The 17,453-nt window shown below is 58.9% G+C and carries 16 protein-coding genes and 1 riboswitch; of the genes, 8 read left to right on the forward strand and 8 right to left on the reverse strand.

Features of this window, described 5'->3' with window-relative positions; all coding sequences use genetic code 11:
* Positions 1-162 precede the first annotated feature (162 nt).
* Positions 163-981, forward strand: coding sequence for an undecaprenyl-diphosphate phosphatase (gene bacA, locus OXR61_RS13595; protein WP_031280132.1), 819 nt, complete (start codon positions 163-165; stop codon positions 979-981).
* Between the two features lie 18 nt (positions 982-999).
* Here bacA and OXR61_RS13600 read toward each other — a convergent pair whose 3' ends face one another.
* Both OXR61_RS13600 and OXR61_RS13605 read right to left on the reverse strand, forming a co-directional pair.
* Entirely contained in the window at positions 1,000-2,232 is a 1,233-nt protein-coding gene (locus OXR61_RS13600) for a multifunctional CCA addition/repair protein (RefSeq protein ID WP_021509623.1), read from the reverse strand.
* Between the two features lie 141 nt (positions 2,233-2,373).
* A complete protein-coding gene (locus OXR61_RS13605; RefSeq protein WP_010618709.1) occupies positions 2,374-2,997 on the reverse strand; it encodes a TIGR04211 family SH3 domain-containing protein in 624 nt (207 codons plus the stop codon).
* Between the two features lie 205 nt (positions 2,998-3,202).
* Here OXR61_RS13605 and OXR61_RS13610 point away from each other — a divergent pair, with 205 nt between their 5' ends.
* The 3 genes from OXR61_RS13610 (at position 3,203) to hldE (ending at position 8,897) form a co-directional block, all read left to right on the forward strand.
* Positions 3,203-4,513 (forward strand): inorganic triphosphatase, encoded by a 1,311-nt coding sequence (locus OXR61_RS13610; RefSeq protein ID WP_021509622.1) that lies wholly within the window; start codon positions 3,203-3,205, stop codon positions 4,511-4,513.
* Between the two features lie 33 nt (positions 4,514-4,546).
* On the forward strand, positions 4,547-7,405 hold the full coding sequence (gene glnE, locus OXR61_RS13615) for a bifunctional [glutamate--ammonia ligase]-adenylyl-L-tyrosine phosphorylase/[glutamate--ammonia-ligase] adenylyltransferase (RefSeq protein ID WP_241798746.1): 2,859 nt from the start codon (positions 4,547-4,549) through the stop codon (positions 7,403-7,405).
* Positions 7,406-7,472: 67 nt separating this feature from the next.
* Positions 7,473-8,897 carry a bifunctional D-glycero-beta-D-manno-heptose-7-phosphate kinase/D-glycero-beta-D-manno-heptose 1-phosphate adenylyltransferase HldE gene (gene hldE / locus OXR61_RS13620; RefSeq protein WP_021509620.1) on the forward strand — a complete coding sequence of 475 codons (1,425 nt, stop codon included), beginning with the start codon at positions 7,473-7,475 and terminating at the stop codon, positions 8,895-8,897.
* 39 nt (positions 8,898-8,936) lie between these two features.
* Here hldE and OXR61_RS13625 read toward each other — a convergent pair whose 3' ends face one another.
* A complete protein-coding gene (locus tag OXR61_RS13625) occupies positions 8,937-9,242 on the reverse strand; it encodes an accessory factor UbiK family protein (protein WP_010618705.1) in 306 nt (101 codons plus the stop codon).
* A 171-nt stretch (positions 9,243-9,413) separates the two neighbouring features.
* Positions 9,414-9,563, forward strand: a riboswitch (FMN riboswitch).
* Positions 9,564-9,672: 109 nt separating this feature from the next.
* Between OXR61_RS13625 and ribB the strand changes: the two genes are divergently transcribed.
* Complete coding sequence (gene ribB / locus OXR61_RS13630; protein ID WP_010618704.1) at positions 9,673-10,329, forward strand: 3,4-dihydroxy-2-butanone-4-phosphate synthase; 657 nt, start codon at positions 9,673-9,675, stop codon at positions 10,327-10,329.
* Between the two features lie 53 nt (positions 10,330-10,382).
* Here the strand turns inward: ribB and OXR61_RS13635 are convergent, their stop codons facing one another.
* Positions 10,383-10,766: a cell wall hydrolase gene (locus tag OXR61_RS13635; protein ID WP_021509619.1), complete on the reverse strand. Its 384-nt coding sequence runs from the start codon at positions 10,764-10,766 to the stop codon at positions 10,383-10,385.
* 144 nt (positions 10,767-10,910) lie between these two features.
* Positions 10,911-11,678: a zinc transporter ZupT gene (zupT, locus tag OXR61_RS13640; RefSeq protein ID WP_021509618.1), complete on the reverse strand. Its 768-nt coding sequence runs from the start codon at positions 11,676-11,678 to the stop codon at positions 10,911-10,913.
* Positions 11,679-11,879: 201 nt separating this feature from the next.
* Here zupT and ygiD point away from each other — a divergent pair, with 201 nt between their 5' ends.
* Positions 11,880-12,659: a 4,5-DOPA dioxygenase extradiol gene (gene ygiD, locus OXR61_RS13645; protein WP_021509616.1), complete on the forward strand. Its 780-nt coding sequence runs from the start codon at positions 11,880-11,882 to the stop codon at positions 12,657-12,659.
* A 35-nt stretch (positions 12,660-12,694) separates the two neighbouring features.
* Here the strand turns inward: ygiD and OXR61_RS13650 are convergent, their stop codons facing one another.
* The 3 genes from OXR61_RS13650 to tolC all read right to left on the reverse strand — a co-directional run bounded on the left by OXR61_RS13650 (position 12,695) and on the right by tolC (position 16,155).
* Complete coding sequence (locus tag OXR61_RS13650) at positions 12,695-13,858, reverse strand: glutathionylspermidine synthase family protein (RefSeq protein WP_021509615.1); 1,164 nt, start codon at positions 13,856-13,858, stop codon at positions 12,695-12,697.
* An 8-nt stretch (positions 13,859-13,866) separates the two neighbouring features.
* Positions 13,867-14,541, reverse strand: coding sequence for a DUF1190 family protein (locus OXR61_RS13655; RefSeq protein WP_021509614.1), 675 nt, complete (start codon positions 14,539-14,541; stop codon positions 13,867-13,869).
* Positions 14,542-14,682: 141 nt separating this feature from the next.
* Positions 14,683-16,155 carry an outer membrane channel protein TolC gene (tolC, locus tag OXR61_RS13660; protein ID WP_021509613.1) on the reverse strand — a complete coding sequence of 491 codons (1,473 nt, stop codon included), beginning with the start codon at positions 16,153-16,155 and terminating at the stop codon, positions 14,683-14,685.
* Positions 16,156-16,368: 213 nt separating this feature from the next.
* Here tolC and nudF point away from each other — a divergent pair, with 213 nt between their 5' ends.
* Both nudF and OXR61_RS13670 read left to right on the forward strand, forming a co-directional pair.
* Entirely contained in the window at positions 16,369-17,004 is a 636-nt protein-coding gene (gene nudF, locus OXR61_RS13665) for an ADP-ribose diphosphatase (protein ID WP_021509612.1), read from the forward strand.
* Positions 17,001-17,426, forward strand: coding sequence for a DUF1249 family protein (locus tag OXR61_RS13670; RefSeq protein WP_021509611.1), 426 nt, complete (start codon positions 17,001-17,003; stop codon positions 17,424-17,426). Before nudF ends, OXR61_RS13670 begins: the two co-directional genes overlap by 4 nt.
* Positions 17,427-17,453: the final 27 nt, after the last annotated feature.

Here is a 17,453-nt window from a genome sequence, read left to right on the forward strand (position 1 = left end):
CAAACCAAATTATGGTGTGTCTCAGTGGAGGCCGCTGCGCTGATGAAGGGGAAGTGACCGAAATCCTTAAGGTTTCCTTCAGCAAGGTGCAGGCATAATTTCAGGCGGTAGCGGTGCGCGACCGCCTTTTTACTGTTTAAAACGGATAGAGGGTAAAATTTGATGGCAGACATTCATCAGCTATGGGTAGCTGCAATCCTCGGGGTTGTGGAAGGCCTTACGGAGTTCCTGCCGGTCTCATCCACAGGCCACATGATTATTGTTGGCCATTTGCTGGGGTTCGAGGGTGAGAAGGCGGAAACCTTTGAAGTGGTGATCCAGCTGGGCTCAATCCTCGCCGTAGTCGTGATGTTCTGGCGCCGGCTGTTTGGCCTGATCGGCATTCACTTCGGCCAGGAGCGCCACGAAGGCGTCGGCAGCGGAAAACTGACGCTGATTCACATTCTGCTGGGTATGGTGCCGGCGGTAGTGATTGGCCTGGTGCTGCATGACCAGATTAAAACCCTGTTTAACCCGATCAACGTGATGTATGCGCTGGTGGTGGGCGGCGTGCTGCTGCTGGCGGCGGAATATCTCAAGCCAAAGCAGCCGAAAGCGGTGGGCATTGATGACATCACCTATCGCCAGGCGTTTATGATTGGCTGCTTCCAGTGTCTGGCGCTGTGGCCGGGCTTCTCGCGTTCCGGCGCCACCATCTCCGGCGGTATGCTGATGGGCGTCAGCCGCTATGCGGCGTCCGAGTTTTCCTTCATCCTCGCGGTACCAATGATGATCGGTGCTACCGGACTCGATCTCTACAAGAGCATGGGCTTCCTGACGATGCAGGATTTCCCGATGTTTGCCGTGGGCTTCGTGACCGCCTTTATTGTCGCGCTGCTGGCGATCAAAGTGTTCCTTGAGCTGATCAAACGTATCTCGTTTGTGTCGTTTGCCATCTACCGCTTTATCGTCGCGGCAGCGGTTTACGCCATCTTTATGTAATACGCGAGGCGCGGCCGGTTACGCTGGCCGCGCGTCGATTAACCCTTCCTGCAACGCCAGCACGCGCCGACGCGTCAGCTCTTCCCGCACCGCCGCGCCTGTGAAACCGGCCTCGACCACCGCTTTGGTGGGTACCGCCTGCGCCAGCGCAAACGCGCGCCGCAGATAATCGCCCTGCGGATAAGCCATGCTCTCCAGCGTAGTACGCCCGCGTGCATCGGCTTCGCTGGTCAGTGCCATCTTTTCCACGCGATCGGGCTTGCGCCATGCGTCGATGCGGTCAAACAGCGCCACCAGCGCGTCAGCCGGCTGGCGTTCAATGGTGTGCACCACATCGTGAAACTCCGTCACCACCAGGGCCAGATCGCGCACCTGGTTCGGCACACGCAGCCGCTGGCACAGCGCTTCAACAATCGGAACACCGGCCGGGCCGTGGCCATGATGGCTCGGCCATTTCTCTGGCGGCGTCAGCGCCTTACCCACATCGTGGAACAGCGTGGCAAAGCGCACGTCAAGCTGGTCGGAGAGCGCTGCGGCCATGGTCAGCGTCATCAGCGCGTGGACGCCGGTGTCGATCTCCGGATGCCACTTAACGGGGGCCGGAATGCCGTACAGGTTGTCGATTTCCGGGAACAGCACCTGCAATGCATCGCAGTCGCGCAGCAGCTGGAAATAGACCTGTGGATTGCGCGTCAGCAGCGCTTTTTCCGTCTCTTTCCACACCCGCTCTGCGGTGAGGTGCGCCAGTTCACCGCTGTGCGCCATCTCGCGCATCAGCGCCTGGGTTTCAGGCGCCACGCGGAAATTGAGGTGGGCGAAACGGGCGGCAAAACGCGCCACGCGCAGCACGCGTAGCGGATCTTCATTAAAAGCTGCCGACACGTGACGCAGGGTGCGCTGCTGCAAATCCTGCTGGCCGTGATAAGGGTCGATCAGCGTGCCGTCAGCGGCCTGCGCGATGGCATTGATGGTCAGATCGCGACGCTGTAAATCCTGCTCCAGCGTCACGTCCGGCGCGAACTGCGTCACGAAGCCGGTATAACCGTTGCCGCTTTTGCGCTCGGTGCGCGCCAGCGCATACTCTTCGCGGCTTTCAGGGTGTAAAAAAACCGGAAAATCTCGGCCCACCTGCTGATAGCCCTGCGCCAGCATGCTGTCAGGCGTTGCGCCCACCACCACCCAATCTCTATCTTTTACCGGCAAACGCAATAAGGCATCACGCACTGCGCCACCGACCAGAAACGTCTTCACTCAATCACTCCAGAGGCAATCCACTTTTGCGTGCCGCGCACGCTTGTTACGTTATTGTTGCATACTTTGGCGAAAAAGCGGGCATGCCAAAAGGGGCATCTTACGATCCCCTCCAGGCAAACCACAAATGGCGTGGCGGCTTTAATTCATCCAGCGATCGTTTTTCTTGCGGCGCGGCACCATGTGCGGCAGCAGCAGACCGAGCAGCAGACCTACGCCGAGCACGCCGCCGCCATACATAAACCACTGCATGATGATGGTGCGCTGTTTGTCATCCAGCTGAACGTTAGCGGCGCTGACTTTCTTCTGCGCCACAATCAGCTCGTTGCGCAGCTTCTGATTCTCTTCTTTCAGGCCGTTGATGGTGCCGTCGCTGTTGGCCACCTTGTTCTGCATCTCTGACGTACGCTGATTCCAGCTGTTATCAATGTTCGCCAGTTTGTCGGTCAGCTCTTTGACCTGCTGCTCCAGCTGCGGTACGCGAGTGCGCAGGCTGGGGGAGGCGCTGAGCTGCGACAGCGGGATCCAGTTAGTTTTGCCTTCTGCATCGCGGATTTGCGCGTACTGCGAGTCATTATTGGTTTGCAGCAGCGTGACTTCCTCCCCGGCATTCAGCTTGCCAACCAGGCGATACTGATCGCCAGGGCCGCTGCGTACCCAGGTGGATAATTCGTCGGAGATGTAACGTTTTTCATCGGCCGCGTGGGCCGGCGCGATGGCGCTGAAAGCCAGCAAAGAGAGGGCGGCAAGTGTGATTTTTTTCATTCGATATCGTTTTTTCATGATGGGCGTAAATTTACCGGCACAGTCTGGAGTCGCTTCGCATAAATCTGAATGAGAACTATCCTGGTCTCAATGCGGTGCGAAAAGGGTCGTAAAAGCACAAGAAAGCAGAGACAGCAGGCTTGCGGTGCATTACTCTTCGCCAGATTAAACTCGTAAGTGCCAGCAGCGTATTGAATAAAAAATTATGACCATCGAAATCGAATTAAAGTTCATTGCCACCCCGCAAGCCGCCGAAAAACTGGCGCAGACGCTTGCCGCCTGGCCACATCAGCACCACGCCGCGCGTGAGCTGACCAACATCTATTACGAAACCGATGACAACCAGCTGCGCCGCTGGGATATGGGCCTGCGGATTCGCGGCGTGGATCAGCGCTATGAAATGACGCTGAAAACCGCCGGCAAAACGCTGGGCGGCCTGCATCAGCGTCCGGAATACAACGTCGACCTCAGCGAGCCGCAGCTGGACATTGCCCGCCTGCCGGCAGAGATCTGGCCGCAGGGGACCGATATTGCCGCGCTGCAGTCGCGTTTGCAGCCGCTGTTCAGCACCCATTTCCAGCGTGAAACCTGGCTGGTGAGCGTTGGCGACAGCGAAATTGAAGTAGCGTTCGATTGCGGCAGCGTTGCCGCAGGGGAGCTGAGCGAGCCGCTGTATGAAGTGGAGCTGGAGCTTAAGCGTGGAGCGCGCAGCGATATGCTGACCTTCGCCAGTGCGCTGATCGCCACGGCCGGCCTGCGCCTCGGCAGCCTGAGCAAAGCGGCACGCGGTTATCAGCTGGCGCAGGGCAACGCGCCGCGACCATTGCGCGCGCTGCCGCTGCAGAAAATTGCCCCTAAAGCCACGGTGGAGCAGGGCATGGTTCACGCCATGAGCGCGGCGCTCGGCCACTGGCAGTACCATGAAGAAGTCTGGCTGCGCGGTAACGAAGACGCCCGGGCACGGGTAATTGAAGCGCTGGAAACGCTGCGTCAGGCGTTTTCCCTGTTTGGCACACTGGTGCCGCGCAAGGCCAACAGCGAACTGCGTCAGAAGCTGACCCGGCTGGAAGAGCTGCTGGCGGACAGCGAGGCCAGCGCAGAAACCGTCTGCTTCTCACCGACCTCAGTTGAAGCCCAGTTAGCACTTACTCACTGGCTGGTAGAGTCGCAGTGGCAGCCGTGGCTGGACGAGAAGAACAAAAGCAAGCTACAGGGCTCGTTTAAACGCTTCAGCGACATCATGCTGGGGCGCATCGGCGCGGATCTGCGTGAAACCTTCGTCGACGTGCAGCTGTTTAATGAATTTCAGGACAAAGCCACGCGCCTGAACCGCCAGTTGCTGGCGGTGCACCTGCTGGCGGGTGCGTATCCGGCTGAAGAAGTCAGCCAGTGGCTGGCGGGCTGGCAGGAGTTGCAGCACGCCATTCGTGAAAAACAGGAGCGCGGTCTGATTCAGCTGGTCAATCTGGCGATCCGTCAACCGCCGTTCTGGCTGAATAACGGTGCGAAACGCTAAGGCTACGGCACCATCAATCATCAGGGAGGGAAGATGTCGTTACCGTTACCGACGCTGATGCAGGCGCAGCTCGCCAGCGTGGCAGAACGTCTGGGCCTGCCGCTGGCGGCGATCACGCCGCAGCAGGCTGGCGCACTGACCTTTAGTGACTTTATCGTGGACAACCTGCAGCAGCATCCGGCGTGGTGGCAACAGCTGCAGCAGCAACCGCCGCAGCCCGAAGAGTGGCAGCACTATGCGGCCTGGCTGGCAGCGGTGCTGCAGCCGGTAGATAACGAAGCCTCCCTGATGCGCGAACTGCGCCTGTTCCGCCGTCATATGCTGGTGCGCATCGCGTGGATGCAGGCGCTGGAGCAGGCCAGCACCGGGCAGAGCCTGACGCAGCTCAGCACGCTGGCGGAAGTGCTGATTACCGCCGCGCGCGACTGGGTGTGGCAGGATTGCTGCCGCGATTTCGGCACGCCGTGCAACGCCGCCGGCGAAGCCCAGCCGATGCTGATTCTGGGCATGGGCAAGCTGGGCGGCGGTGAACTCAACTTCTCTTCCGATATTGACCTGATCTTTGCCTGGCCGGAAAACGGCGTCACCCACGGCGGCCGGCGCGAGCTCGACAACGCGCAGTTCTTTACCCGCATGGGGCAGCGGCTGATTAAGGTGCTGGATCAACCTACCGTCGATGGCTTTGTTTATCGCGTGGATATGCGCCTGCGCCCGTTCGGCGACAGCGGCCCGCTGGTGCTGAGCTTTGCCGCGCTGGAAGATTACTACCAGGAGCAGGGCCGTGACTGGGAGCGCTACGCGATGGTGAAAGCGCGCCTGATGGGCGACGATGGCGGCCACTGGAGCCAGGAGCTGCAGCAGATGTTGCGCCCGTTCGTCTATCGCCGCTACATCGATTTCAGCGTGATCCAGTCGCTGCGTAACATGAAAGGCATGATTGCCCGCGAAGTACGGCGGCGCGGCCTGAAGGACAACATCAAACTCGGCGCTGGCGGCATTCGCGAAACCGAATTCATCGTCCAGGTGTTTCAGCTGATTCGAGGTGGACGTGAGCGCTCACTTCAGCTGCGCTCGCTGCTGCCGACGCTGCAGGCCATCGGTGAGCTGGCGCTGTTAACACCGGAGCAGGTTGATCATCTGCGCGCCGCCTACCTGTTTTTACGCCGGCTGGAGAATCTGCTGCAGAGCATCAACGATGAGCAGACGCAGACGCTGCCGGAAAATCCCCTCGACCGCCAGCGCCTGGCCTGGGCGATGGGCATGGCGGACTGGGCGACGCTGCTGGCACAGCTGGAGCAGCACATGGCCGGCGTGCGCCACATTTTCGACGAGCTGATAGGCGATGATGCGCCGGATGTCGACGATCAGCCGCAGCTGGCGGAGTTCGCCAGCCTGTGGCAGGACGCGCTGGAAGAGAGCGATTTGCTGCCGGTGGTACCGCAGCTGCAGGCGGAACAGCGCCATGCGCTGTATCGGGCGCTGAATGATTTCCGTCAGGATGTCAGTCGCCGCACCATCGGTCCGCGCGGCCGGCTGGCGCTCGATCAATTAATGCCGCGCCTGCTAAGCGAAGTGTGCGCACGTGACGACGCCGATGTGGTGCTGGCACGCCTGACGCCGCTGCTGCTTGGCGTATTAACGCGCAGCACCTATCTCGAGTTGCTGACCGAGTATCACGGCGCGCTGCGCCACCTGATTCGCCTGTGTGGCGCTTCGCCGATGATTGCCAGCCAGCTGGCGCGCTATCCGCTGCTGCTGGATGAACTGCTCGATCCGGCCACGCTGTATCAGCCCACCGCCACCGACGCTTATCGTGACGAACTGCGCCAGTATCTGCTGCGCATTCCCACCGATGATGAAGAGCAGCAGCTGGAAGCGCTGCGCCAGTTCAAGCAGGCGCAGCATCTGCGTATCGCCGCCGCCGACATCGCCGGAACCCTGCCGGTGATGAAAGTGAGCGATCACTTAACCTGGCTGGCGGAAGCGATCATTGAATCGGTGGTGCAGCAGGCGTGGCAGATGATGGTGCAGCGCTATGGCCGCCCTTCGCACCTCACCAGCGACAGCGAGCGCGGCTTTGCCGTGGTCGGCTACGGCAAACTGGGCGGCTGGGAACTGGGTTACAGTTCGGATCTCGATCTGGTGTTTCTGCATGACTGTCCGGACGATGCCGAAACCGACGGTGAACGCGTTATCGACGGGCGCCAGTTTTACCTGCGTCTCGCTCAGCGCGTCATGCATCTGTTCAGCACCCGCACCTCGTCCGGCATTTTGTATGAGGTGGACGCGCGCCTGCGCCCCTCTGGCGCGGCCGGCATGCTGGTCAGCACCTTTGCTGCCTTTGACGACTATCAGCGCCATGAAGCCTGGACGTGGGAACATCAGGCGCTGGTGCGCGCGCGCATCGTGTTTGGCGAACCGGCGCTGTGTGAGCGCTTCGATGCGATCCGGCGCGGTATTCTCTGCCTGCCGCGTGAAGGCGCGAAGCTGCAAACTGAAGTGCGGGAGATGCGTGAGAAAATGCGCGCGCACCTCAGTAACAAGCACAAAGGCCGCTGGGAGATTAAAACCGATGAGGGCGGTATCACTGATATTGAATTCATCGCGCAGTATCTGGTCTTAGGTTACGCCGCCAGCCAGCCGGCGCTGACGCGCTGGTCGGATAACGTGCGCATTTTCGAACTGATGGCGCGCCACGGCATCATGGCTGATGAGGAAGCGCAGGCGCTGACGCACGCTTACGTCACGCTGCGCGATGCGCTGCACCATCTGGCGCTGCAGGAACTGCCGGGTCATGTCGATCCGGCATCGTTCGCTGACGAACGCGCCGTGGTGCACGCCAGCTGGCAGCGCTGGCTGGCCGCGAGCGATGCGGATGACACGGAGCAGTGAGCCTGGCGGCTTCTATGCTATTATCCGCGCATTATTTTGACTGAACGTTGAAGTCTGGAGTCTCTGCATGAAAGTAACACTGCCCGCGTTTGGCAAGGCCGCTGTGCTGGTTGTCGGCGATGTGATGTTAGACCGCTACTGGTACGGCCCGACCAGCCGGATCTCACCGGAAGCCCCGGTGCCGGTGGTTAAAGTGGATACCATTGAAGAGCGTCCGGGCGGCGCGGCCAACGTGGCGATGAATATCGCTGCACTCGGTGCGGACTCGCGCCTTATCGGTCTGACCGGTGCAGATGACGCTGCGCGCGTGCTGCGCGAAACGCTGGCGCAGGTGAAGGTTGAGTGCGATTTCGTCGCCCTCGATAGCCATCCGACCATCACCAAACTGCGCGTGCTGTCGCGTAACCAGCAGCTGATTCGCCTCGACTTTGAAGAGGGCTTTGAGCAGGTCGATCCGCAGCCGATTCACGATCGACTGCGTCAGTCGCTGGCACAGGCGGGCGCGCTGGTGCTGTCTGATTATGCTAAAGGCGCGCTGAGCAGCGTGCAGACCATGATTCAGCTGGCGCGTGCGGCGCAGGTGCCGGTACTGATCGACCCGAAAGGCACCGATTTTGAACGCTATCGCGGCGCGACGCTGCTGACGCCCAATCTGTCCGAGTTCGAAGCGGTGGTGGGCAAGTGCAAAAGCGAAGAGGAGATTGTCAGCCGCGGTATGCAGTTGATTGCCGATTACGATCTCTCCGCGCTGCTGGTGACGCGTTCGGAAAACGGAATGACGCTGCTGCAGCCGGGCAAAGCGCCGCTGCATCTGCCCACTCAGGCGCAGGAAGTGTATGACGTGACCGGTGCCGGCGATACGGTGATCGGTGTGCTGGCCGCAGTGCTGGCTGCCGGTGAAAGTCTGGAGGATGCCTGCTTCCTCGCCAATGCTGCGGCTGGCGTGGTGGTCGGCAAGCTCGGGACTTCAACCGTCAGTACCGTGGAGCTGGAGAATGCGATCCACGCGCGGCCGGACAGTGGCTTTGGCGTGATGACCGAAGCCGAGCTAAAAGTGGCGGTGGCGCAGGCGCGCCAGCGCGGTGAGAAAGTGGTGATGACCAACGGCGTGTTCGACATTCTGCACGCCGGCCATGTCTCTTATCTGGCCAACGCGCGCAAACTGGGCGATCGTCTGATCGTGGCGGTCAACAGCGATGCTTCCACCAAACGTCTTAAGGGCGAAACCCGCCCGGTGAACCCGCAGGAAAACCGCATGATCGTGCTGGGTGCGCTGGAGGCCGTAGACTGGGTGGTACTGTTTGAAGAGGATACGCCACAGCGGCTGATTGCCGAAGTGCTGCCGGATCTGCTGGTGAAAGGCGGTGATTATAAGCCGGAAGATATCGCGGGCAGTAAAGAGGTGTGGGCCAACGGCGGTGACGTGCGCGTGCTCAACTTTGAAGACGGCATCTCCACCACCAACATCATCAAAACCATTCGCAATCAGTAAACACGTAGCCGGCGGGAGCGAACTCCCGCCGCGTAAACCTTACTGAGGCGTATCGATTTTTCCTGCCGGATCTGGCGTGATCACTGCCGGAGCCGGGGCCGCCGGACTTTCGCTCTCCAGCTTCGCCAGACGCTGCTCCAGCGCCGCCAGTTTTTCACGCGTGCGCAGCAGCACCTGGGTCTGCACGTCAAACTCTTCACGATTAACCAGATCCATGCGGGTTAACTGCGCCTGCAATACCTGACGAATTTTCTTTTCCACATCGTCGCCAAAGTCGCGAATACCTTTTGGCATCGCTTCGTGCACCTGGCGCGCCAGTTGTTCAATTTTTTTCGTGTCGATCATGGTTGTTTCCTGGTTACGGTGGCTGATAACAGCGCGTGTTCCGACTCATCAAGCATTAAGTGTAATGCCAGAAACGAAAAGGTTAAACCCGAAATCCGCAACGCATGAAGTGCAAAAGCATTTGCACTTTTGTTGATTGCCCGACCAGGTGATTGGCGCTATAGTAATTTCGCTTATTCTCAGGGCGGGGCGAAATTCCCCACCGGCGGTAAATCAGCTTCGGCTGAAAGCCCGCGAGCGCTTTCGCTGTACAGTGAAAGGTCAGCAGATCCGGTGTAATTCCGGGGCCGACGGTTAAAGTCCGGATGGGAGAGGGTAACGACATCAGCCGGGCTGCGCCCGCGTCACGTTATTGCCATGTGTTTTCTACGCACTCCTAAGCTCGCCCTGGTTCTGGTAACTCATATTTTATTAATAAGGTTTTTTTACCATGAATCAGACGCTTCTTTCTGAATTTGGCACGCCGGAACAGCGTGTAGAACGCGCCATCGATGCGCTGCGCAACGGGCGCGGCGTGATGGTGCTGGACGATGAAAATCGCGAAAACGAAGGCGATATGATCTTCGCCGCCGAAACCATGACCGTGGAACAGATGGCGCTGAGCATTCGTCACGGCAGCGGCATTGTCTGCCTGTGCATTAACGAAGCGCGCCGCCAGCAGCTGGATCTGCCGATGATGGTAGAGAACAACACCAGCTCTTACGGCACCGGTTTTACCGTGACCATTGAAGCGGCCAGCGGCGTGACGACCGGCGTATCGGCCTCCGACCGTATTACCACCATCCGGGCGGCGATTGCCGATGACGCTAAACCGTCCGATCTGAATCGTCCCGGCCACGTATTCCCGCTGCGCGCGCGCGACGGCGGCGTGCTGGCGCGCGGCGGCCACACCGAAGCGACGCTCGATCTGGTAACGCTGGCGGGCTTCAAACCTGCGGGTGTGCTGTGCGAACTGACCAATGACGACGGCAGCATGGCGCACGCGCCGGAAGTGATTGCGTTTGCGAAGCAGCACGCCATGCCGGTGGTGACCATTGAAGACCTGGTGGCCTGGCGCCGCCAGCATGAAACCCGTCAGGCCAGCTAAGCCGACGTGAAATAAATAAGGCCGGATGTGATGCATCCGGCCTTTTTTTATGATTAACGGCTGGCGTAAAAAACGTGATTACCTATCACCACGGTACGCTGGAAGGCGTGGCGCCACGCGGGTCTGGCGCTGTGTGCATGAAAGAAGGTCGCGCCCTTTGTCACATCCGCCAGCTTACCCTCGACAATCCGCTGGGCCAGGCGCTGCGCGCGCTGCCAGCTTTTGTCATGCTGCGGCGGATGGCGATGGGGATGTTTGTGCAGAGACGTCCAGGAGAACTGTTTGGGTGCGTACACCACCGGACAGATCTCTTTGACGTCCCAGTTAGCCCGGTTCATGGTGACAGTGCCGACGGCAATCTGTCCCTTTACCGGTTCGCCGCGCGCTTCATGATAGATATTCATCGCCAGGCATAAAATGGCTCCCTGAATTAACATAACACTCCACTGCTTTCTAAGAGTCGCGTGGAGTGTAATGAGTCCGCCGTCGGGTGTTAACAAGACCCGTCTCGACTACGCCTTAACAAGCCTAACCCGTTGAGAGATAAGGCCGAAGTGGTGGTGAATGAGACGAATCTCGCGTCAGCCTACCCCGCTGGTTTGCAGCAACGTCAGGCTCAGGCCCATCACCGTCATGCCGCACAGTACGCCGTAGCTGGGGTTGTTATGCGGGTCGATTTCCCGCGCCAGCGGCATCAGTTCATCCACGGACAGCGCCACCATAATGCCCGCCACCGCCGCCATAATCGCCGCAATCATCACCGGTGAGACCGCCGGCCCCAGCAGCAGAAAGGCGATGATGCCACCAAGAATCTCCGCCATGCCGGACAGGCAGGCCCAGAACAGCGCTTTGGCTTTCGAGCCGGTGGCGGCGTACATCGGTCCGGCCACCGCCAGCCCTTCCGGAATATTGTGGATCGCGACGGCCAGTGCGATGCCCAGCCCCAGCTCCATATCGCTGCTGGCGGTGACAAAGGTGGCAATGCCTTCGGGAAAGTTATGCAGACTGATGCCGAGCGTCAGCAGGATCGCGGTGCGTTTCAGGTTGGTGGGGCGGCGATTGACCGCCATCAGATCCTGCGGATGCTGGTGCGGCAGCAGGCGATCCATGGCGAAATAACCCAGCAGACCGAGCATGAACATGCCGTAGCCAAGCACCGGCGACATCCCTTCCGCATGCAGCGCGGCGGGCAGCATCTCCATCAGGGAAATCAGCAACATGATGCCGGCGGCAAAGCCGAGCGCAAAGGCCAGTACGCGGTTCGACGGCTTTTGACCGAGCACGCCAAAAATCGCGCCGACGAAAGTGGCACCGCCAGCCAGGATGGTTAGCAGCAAAGGTACTGACATGATGGGCTCCTTAATGATAATGATTACCAGTTACAATATAGTTAACCCCATAAAATATCGAGTTATTTAGCGTAAAGTTATGTCGGCAAAATCTTGTTCAAATTTGCTGATAAACATCATCACGCTTATCAGCGTTTTTCCCCTGGCGAAAGCGCGTATCGTGACAGTCATTAACGCGATCCCGACGCCAGAGGATGAATAATGACCCGCATGCCCGCTCTGTTTCTCGGCCACGGCAGCCCGATGAACGTATTAGAAGACAACCGTTATACCCGCGTATGGCAGCAGCTGGGCGAAACCCTGCCGCGTCCGCGCGCTATTCTCGCCATCTCGGCGCACTGGTACACGCGCGGCACGGCGGTGACGGCGATGAGCAATCCGCGCACCATCCATGATTTTGGAGGCTTCCCGCAGGCGCTGTTCGACGTGCGCTATCCGGCGCCAGGTTCGCCTGCGCTGGCACAGCGCGTTATCGATCTGCTGGCGCCGGTGGCGGTGCAGGCCGATCAGCAGTGGGGCTTTGATCACGGCTCGTGGGGCGTGCTGGCGAAGATGTATCCACAAGCGGACATTCCGTTGATTCAGCTCAGTATTGATGGCACCCAGCCGGCGGCGTGGCATTTTGCGCTGGGACGTAAACTGGCGGCGCTGCGTGACGAAGGCGTGATGCTGGTAGCCAGCGGCAACGTAGTGCATAACCTGCGCATGATTCGCTGGCAGGGCGCGGAAAGCGCCTATCCATGGGCGGAGAGCTTCAACCAGTTCGTGCGCGATAATCTGGACTACGAGGGCGAGGCGGTGCAGCATCCGCTGGTGAATTTTCAGCAGCATGAAGGCGCGCAGCTGGCTAACCCGACGCCGGAGCACTATCTGCCGCTGCTGTATATTCTCGGCGCGCGTGCTGAAGGTGAGGCGGTGAGCATCCCGGTGGAAGGCATGGAGATGGGTTCGATCAGTATGCTGTCAGTGCAGGTTGGCTGACACCTGTGCCGCCCGCAGACCGGGCGGCACGTGCATTACTCAATAAATGTGTGCGGATAGAAACGCGACAGATCCTGGGTGATCAGCGCACGATCTTCGCGCAGACCGATACCGGCAGGCTGATCGTCAATCAGCCAGCTGCCAATCAGCGTATAGCTGTCACCAAACTTCGGCAGCGGCCAGAACTGCTGGACGATCATGCCCTCTTCGCCATAGGGGCCGTCGGCGCGCGCGATTTCCTGACCGTTTTCCACGATGGTGATGTTGGCACCTTCGCGGGAAAACAGCGGTTTCACCACATATTTTTCCATCTGCGGCGCGCTGGCATCATCGGCAAACCAGGCGGGCAGCAGGTTAGGATGGTTGGGGAACATCTCCCACAACAGCGGTAGCAGCGCTTTGTTGGAGAGAATGCTTTTCCACGCCGGCTCCAGCCAGCGCACGCCGGCATCGGCCAGCTTGGTCGAGAACATCTCGCGCAGCATGAATTCCCACGGATAGAGCTTGAACAGGTTACTGATCACCTGATCGTGCTGATCGGTAAACTGACCTTTTTCGCCCAGCCCGATCTCATCAATGTAGAGAAATTCACTCGGCAGACCGGCTTCAGTGGCGCAATCCTGCAGATACTGTACCGTGGCGCGATCCTCTTCCGTATCGCGACAGCAGGCAAAGTGCAGCCAGTTAAAACCGTGCTGCTGGTGCAGCGTGGCGAAGCGCTCAATCAACTGCTCTTGCAGGCTGTTGAATTGATCGCTGCCCTGCGGCAGGTTGCCGGCGTTGAGCTGATCCTCCAGCCAGATCCACTGGAAAAACGCCGCTTCGTACAGCGAGGTTGGCGTATCGGCGTTGTTCTCCAGCAGCTTGATCTCGCCTGTGCCATCCCACGCCAGATCGAGGCGTGAATAGAGCGAGGGCTGACGCTGCTGCCAGGATTCGCGCACAAAATCCCAGGTGTGTTTCGGAATGCAGAAACGAGTGAGCAGCGCTTCGCTGTTCACCACTTTTTCTACCGCCTGCAGGCACATCTGGTGCAGTTCAGCGGTGGCCGCTTCCAGCTGTTCAATTTGCGCCAGCGTAAACTGGTAATAAGCGTCTTCGCACCAGTAGGGTTCGCCATACATGGTGTGAAACTGAAAGCCGTACTCGGTCGCCTTTTCGCGCCAGTTCGGACGTTCGCTGATAGCAATACGTTGCATGCGCGGGCTTAGCCTCCCAGCGAGCGGCTGCCGGTGCTGGTGGCACTGCTGCGCTGCATGGTGTTCTGTTTGGCTACCGTCTCACCAAAGCCGCCACGGGTGATGGTGGACGTAGTGGCCGGTTTTGGCGCCAGCGCAGTTTTCGGCACGTTTACCGTCCGGCCCGAGGTGGCCGCACCGTAGTTCTTACCGGAAGCATCAACAAACTGGCCGTTAGCCGGGCTGTTAGGGGTTTTTGGCGAGAACAGTGGCTGCTGCGCAAAGCCGGCACCGCCGCCCATCAGACGACCCATCATGTAGCCAGCCATCAGAGGCATCCAGAAGCTGCCGCTCTGCTGCGCTTCAGCGTTGTTCGCCGTGGTACCGACGCCCGCCTGTGCCGGGGTTTGCTGACACTGGTTTTCGCCGAATTCCGCGACGCAATCTTCACGCGTGGCGTATTTTGGCGCGGTGCGCTCAGCCTCTTTCAGCGCGTTGTTGTAAGCGGTGGTGCACTGAGCGCTCTGGCCCGGATTGGCTTTCGCACAATCATCGGCGTTCTGGTACATCGAAACCGTTTCATCGCTCTGTTCGCAGCCTGCCAGCATAAACACGGCGGTGACCGCCAGTGCGACCGGCGTTAAATGGCGTGCCTGCCAGCTTTTACGGAAAGCGGCATGACGAATATTTTTTGTCCGTTTCATTATCTTCATCCTGTGCCCAAAGGTGGGGCTTAGGATAGGTGATGAGTGGTGGAAAATGAAGCGGGAAGCCGGGTGGCAAGGGGATCTTTACGTTGTTATACGTTTGAATGCGAAAGGGGCCGCAAGCGGCCCCTTGAAGGCTTAATTAGCGAAAGGATTGGCGCTGTTACGTGCCGCGGCCGGACGGGCCTGAGCGGCGGCGGAAGCGGAGGTCGCTTTCGGGCCGTTATCCACGCGCGCGGCCTGCTGGCTGTTTTCCGGCGCGACCACTTCTGGCGAGGTCGTCACTTCTTTGCCCAGCGTGCTGTTCAGCTGCTGCAGATCCTGCTCGTTCAGCGTGCCCAGCGCATATTTGATGTTCAGCTGGTTAATCAGGTAGCTGTAACGCGCATTCGACAGTTGCTGTTTAGCGTTAAACAGCGTGGTGGTCGCGTCTAACACATCAACGATGGTACGCGTACCCACCTGATAACCGGCTTCCGAGGCATCTAATGAGCTCTGCGCCGAGATTACCGACTGTTTGTAAGCGTCGATGCTGCTGATCGAAGCGTTCACGTTATTGAACGAAGAACGGACGGTCTGGATCGCGCTACGATGCGCGCCTTCCAGCTGCTCGCTGGCGGCGACAAAGTTATACTGCGCCTGTTTCACCTGCGAGGTCACTGAACCGCCGCTGTACAGAGGCAGTGAGAAGCTCAGGCCAACCTGGTTGGAGCCGGTGATTGAATCAGTGGTACCGGCGCTCTGATTAGCGCGACTGCCGCCGTATTTGCTGTTCGACAGACCGGTAGAAGCGGTCAGATCCAGCGTCGGCATGTGGCCGGACTCGGCGGAGCGAATCTGCTCACGCGCCAGATCCTGGCTCAGACGAGCAGACAGCAGGTTGAGGTTACGGCTCTCAGCCTGTTTCAGCAAATTGGATACCGCTTCCGGACGCGCCGTTTTGAAACGATCGATATTCAGTGACGCCAGCGACAGATAATCCATGCCGGTGATCTGACGCAGCGATTCCACCGCGTTATCCAGGTCGTTACGCGCGGTCACTTCGTTGGCCAGCACGCTGTCGTATTGTGCACGGGCGTTCTGCACATCGGTGATAGCCACCAGACCGACGTTAAAACGCTGAGTGGTCTGATCCAGCTCGCGGTAGATCGACTGTTTCTGCGCTTCAGTGTAAGAAAGCGTATCAATGGCCTTCAGCACGTTGAAATAGGCGGTTGCGGTGTTCAGGATCAGATCCTGCTGCGCTACCTGATAAGTAACGTCCTGAATGCCGGCCGTTTTTTCCTGCAGCGTCAGCGCACGCCATTTCGACATGTCGAAAATCGTCTGTGTTAATTGCAGCGAGGCGCTGGTCGTGTTGGAATGGAGACCGCTGTTGTCGCGATAGCCGCTGTTATAGGTATAATCTGCACCCAGACCCAGCTGCGGCAGCAACGGGCTACGCGCTTCGTTAATTTTCTCAAAAGCAGCGTCGCGATCGGCGGCTGAAGCACGCAGATCCGGGTTGCTGAGGCGCGCCTGCTGGTAGACCTGCAACAGGTTTTCTGCCTGGCTGGCAAGGCTGAAACCGCCCAGGCTCAGTCCAATAAAAAGTGGGAGCAGTTTTTTCATTTGCATTCCTTGTGTTGCAGCAAATGCACAGAGAGTGTGCTGCAGGTAAGCCAAAAAATAATCGCCGATTCTACAGAGGCGGCGTCAGAGATAAGTTGGCTGAACGTGCCTTCTCCCCCTAATTTACGTAAATAATTCAGAAAGAACCACTCGGACGGAGCACAAGGGTTGGCTTTTCTTCGCTCCATCCCAATCTGCATAAGGAACCAGATGATGGCGGGTGAAAAAAAATCCCCTGTGACTTTCACAAAAAACGATGTAGAAATTATTGCACGCGATACTCGCTACGATGGTTTTTTTTCCATCGTCAGTTACCGCTTCCGCCACCGCCGTTTCAATGGCGACATGAGCGGTGAAGTGGTGCGCGAAGTTTTTGAGCGCGGACACGCTGCCGTGCTGCTACCCTATGATCCCCTGCGCGACGAAGTAGTGCTGATCGAACAGATCCGCATCCCGGCCTATGATTCCAGCGCCACGCCCTGGCTGCTGGAGATGGTGGCCGGCATCATTGAACCGGGTGAAACGCCGGAAGATGTGGTGCGTCGTGAAGCGGTCGAAGAGGCTGGCCTCAAGGTTGGCCGCGTCAAACCGATAGTGAATTACTTAGCCAGCCCCGGCGGAACCTCTGAGCGTTTGTCGGTGCTGGTGGGCGAAGTGGATGCCAGCCAGGCAGAGGGAAATCACGGGCTGGAGGAAGAGAATGAGGATATTCTTGTGCATGTGGTAAGCCGCGAACAGGCTTATCGCTGGGTGGAAGAGGGGATTATTGATAACGCGGCATCTGTCATCGCTCTGCAATGGCTGGCGTTGCACCATGAGAAACTAAGAGAAGAGTGGAAGCCAACATGAAACAGCGCTATACCCCTGATTTCCCCGAAATGATGCGTCTGTGCGAAACCAATTTCGCTCAGCTGCGCCGCCTGCTGCCGCGCAGTGACGAGGCAGGTGCGTCGGTGATGTATCAGGTGAACGGCGCCAGTTATCAGCTGACTATTGAAGAGTCGACGCGCTATACCACGCTGGTGGAGATCCGCCAGGTGGCACCCGCAGTGAGCTACTGGAGCCTGCCGTCCATGTCGGTACGGCTCTACCATGATGCGATGGTGGCTGAAGTGTGTTCCACTCAGCAGATCTATCGCTTCAAAGCGCGCTATGATTATCCTAATAAAAAATTGCATCAGCGCGATGAAAAACATCAGATTAACCAGTTCCTTGCCGACTGGTTGCGGTACTGCCTGGCGCACGGCGCGATGGCCGTGCCGGTGTGCTGATAGCGATACCCTGAATCCGCACGGGTA

Source organism: Pantoea sp. GM_Pan_4, from assembly GCF_026541005.1.
Lineage (GTDB): Bacteria > Pseudomonadota > Gammaproteobacteria > Enterobacterales > Enterobacteriaceae > Pantoea > Pantoea dispersa.

Bases quoted from the DNA above. Each gene is read 5' to 3' on its own strand.
- bacA (WP_031280132.1), top strand. From the start codon at position 163: ATGGCAGACATTCATCAGCTATGGGTAGCTGCAATCCTCGGGGTTGTG.
- OXR61_RS13605 (WP_010618709.1), bottom strand. From the start codon at position 2,997: ATGAAAAAAATCACACTTGCCGCCCTCTCTTTGCTGGCTTTCAGCGCC.
- OXR61_RS13610 (WP_021509622.1), top strand. From the start codon at position 3,203: ATGACCATCGAAATCGAATTAAAGTTCATTGCCACCCCGCAAGCCGCC.
- glnE (WP_241798746.1), top strand. From the start codon at position 4,547: ATGTCGTTACCGTTACCGACGCTGATGCAGGCGCAGCTCGCCAGCGTG.
- hldE (WP_021509620.1), top strand. From the start codon at position 7,473: ATGAAAGTAACACTGCCCGCGTTTGGCAAGGCCGCTGTGCTGGTTGTC.
- OXR61_RS13625 (WP_010618705.1), bottom strand. From the start codon at position 9,242: ATGATCGACACGAAAAAAATTGAACAACTGGCGCGCCAGGTGCACGAA.
- ribB (WP_010618704.1), top strand. From the start codon at position 9,673: ATGAATCAGACGCTTCTTTCTGAATTTGGCACGCCGGAACAGCGTGTA.
- OXR61_RS13635 (WP_021509619.1), bottom strand. From the start codon at position 10,766: ATGTTAATTCAGGGAGCCATTTTATGCCTGGCGATGAATATCTATCAT.
- zupT (WP_021509618.1), bottom strand. From the start codon at position 11,678: ATGTCAGTACCTTTGCTGCTAACCATCCTGGCTGGCGGTGCCACTTTC.
- ygiD (WP_021509616.1), top strand. From the start codon at position 11,880: ATGACCCGCATGCCCGCTCTGTTTCTCGGCCACGGCAGCCCGATGAAC.
- OXR61_RS13650 (WP_021509615.1), bottom strand. From the start codon at position 13,858: ATGCAACGTATTGCTATCAGCGAACGTCCGAACTGGCGCGAAAAGGCG.
- OXR61_RS13655 (WP_021509614.1), bottom strand. From the start codon at position 14,541: ATGAAACGGACAAAAAATATTCGTCATGCCGCTTTCCGTAAAAGCTGG.
- tolC (WP_021509613.1), bottom strand. From the start codon at position 16,155: ATGAAAAAACTGCTCCCACTTTTTATTGGACTGAGCCTGGGCGGTTTC.
- nudF (WP_021509612.1), top strand. From the start codon at position 16,369: ATGGCGGGTGAAAAAAAATCCCCTGTGACTTTCACAAAAAACGATGTA.
- OXR61_RS13670 (WP_021509611.1), top strand. From the start codon at position 17,001: ATGAAACAGCGCTATACCCCTGATTTCCCCGAAATGATGCGTCTGTGC.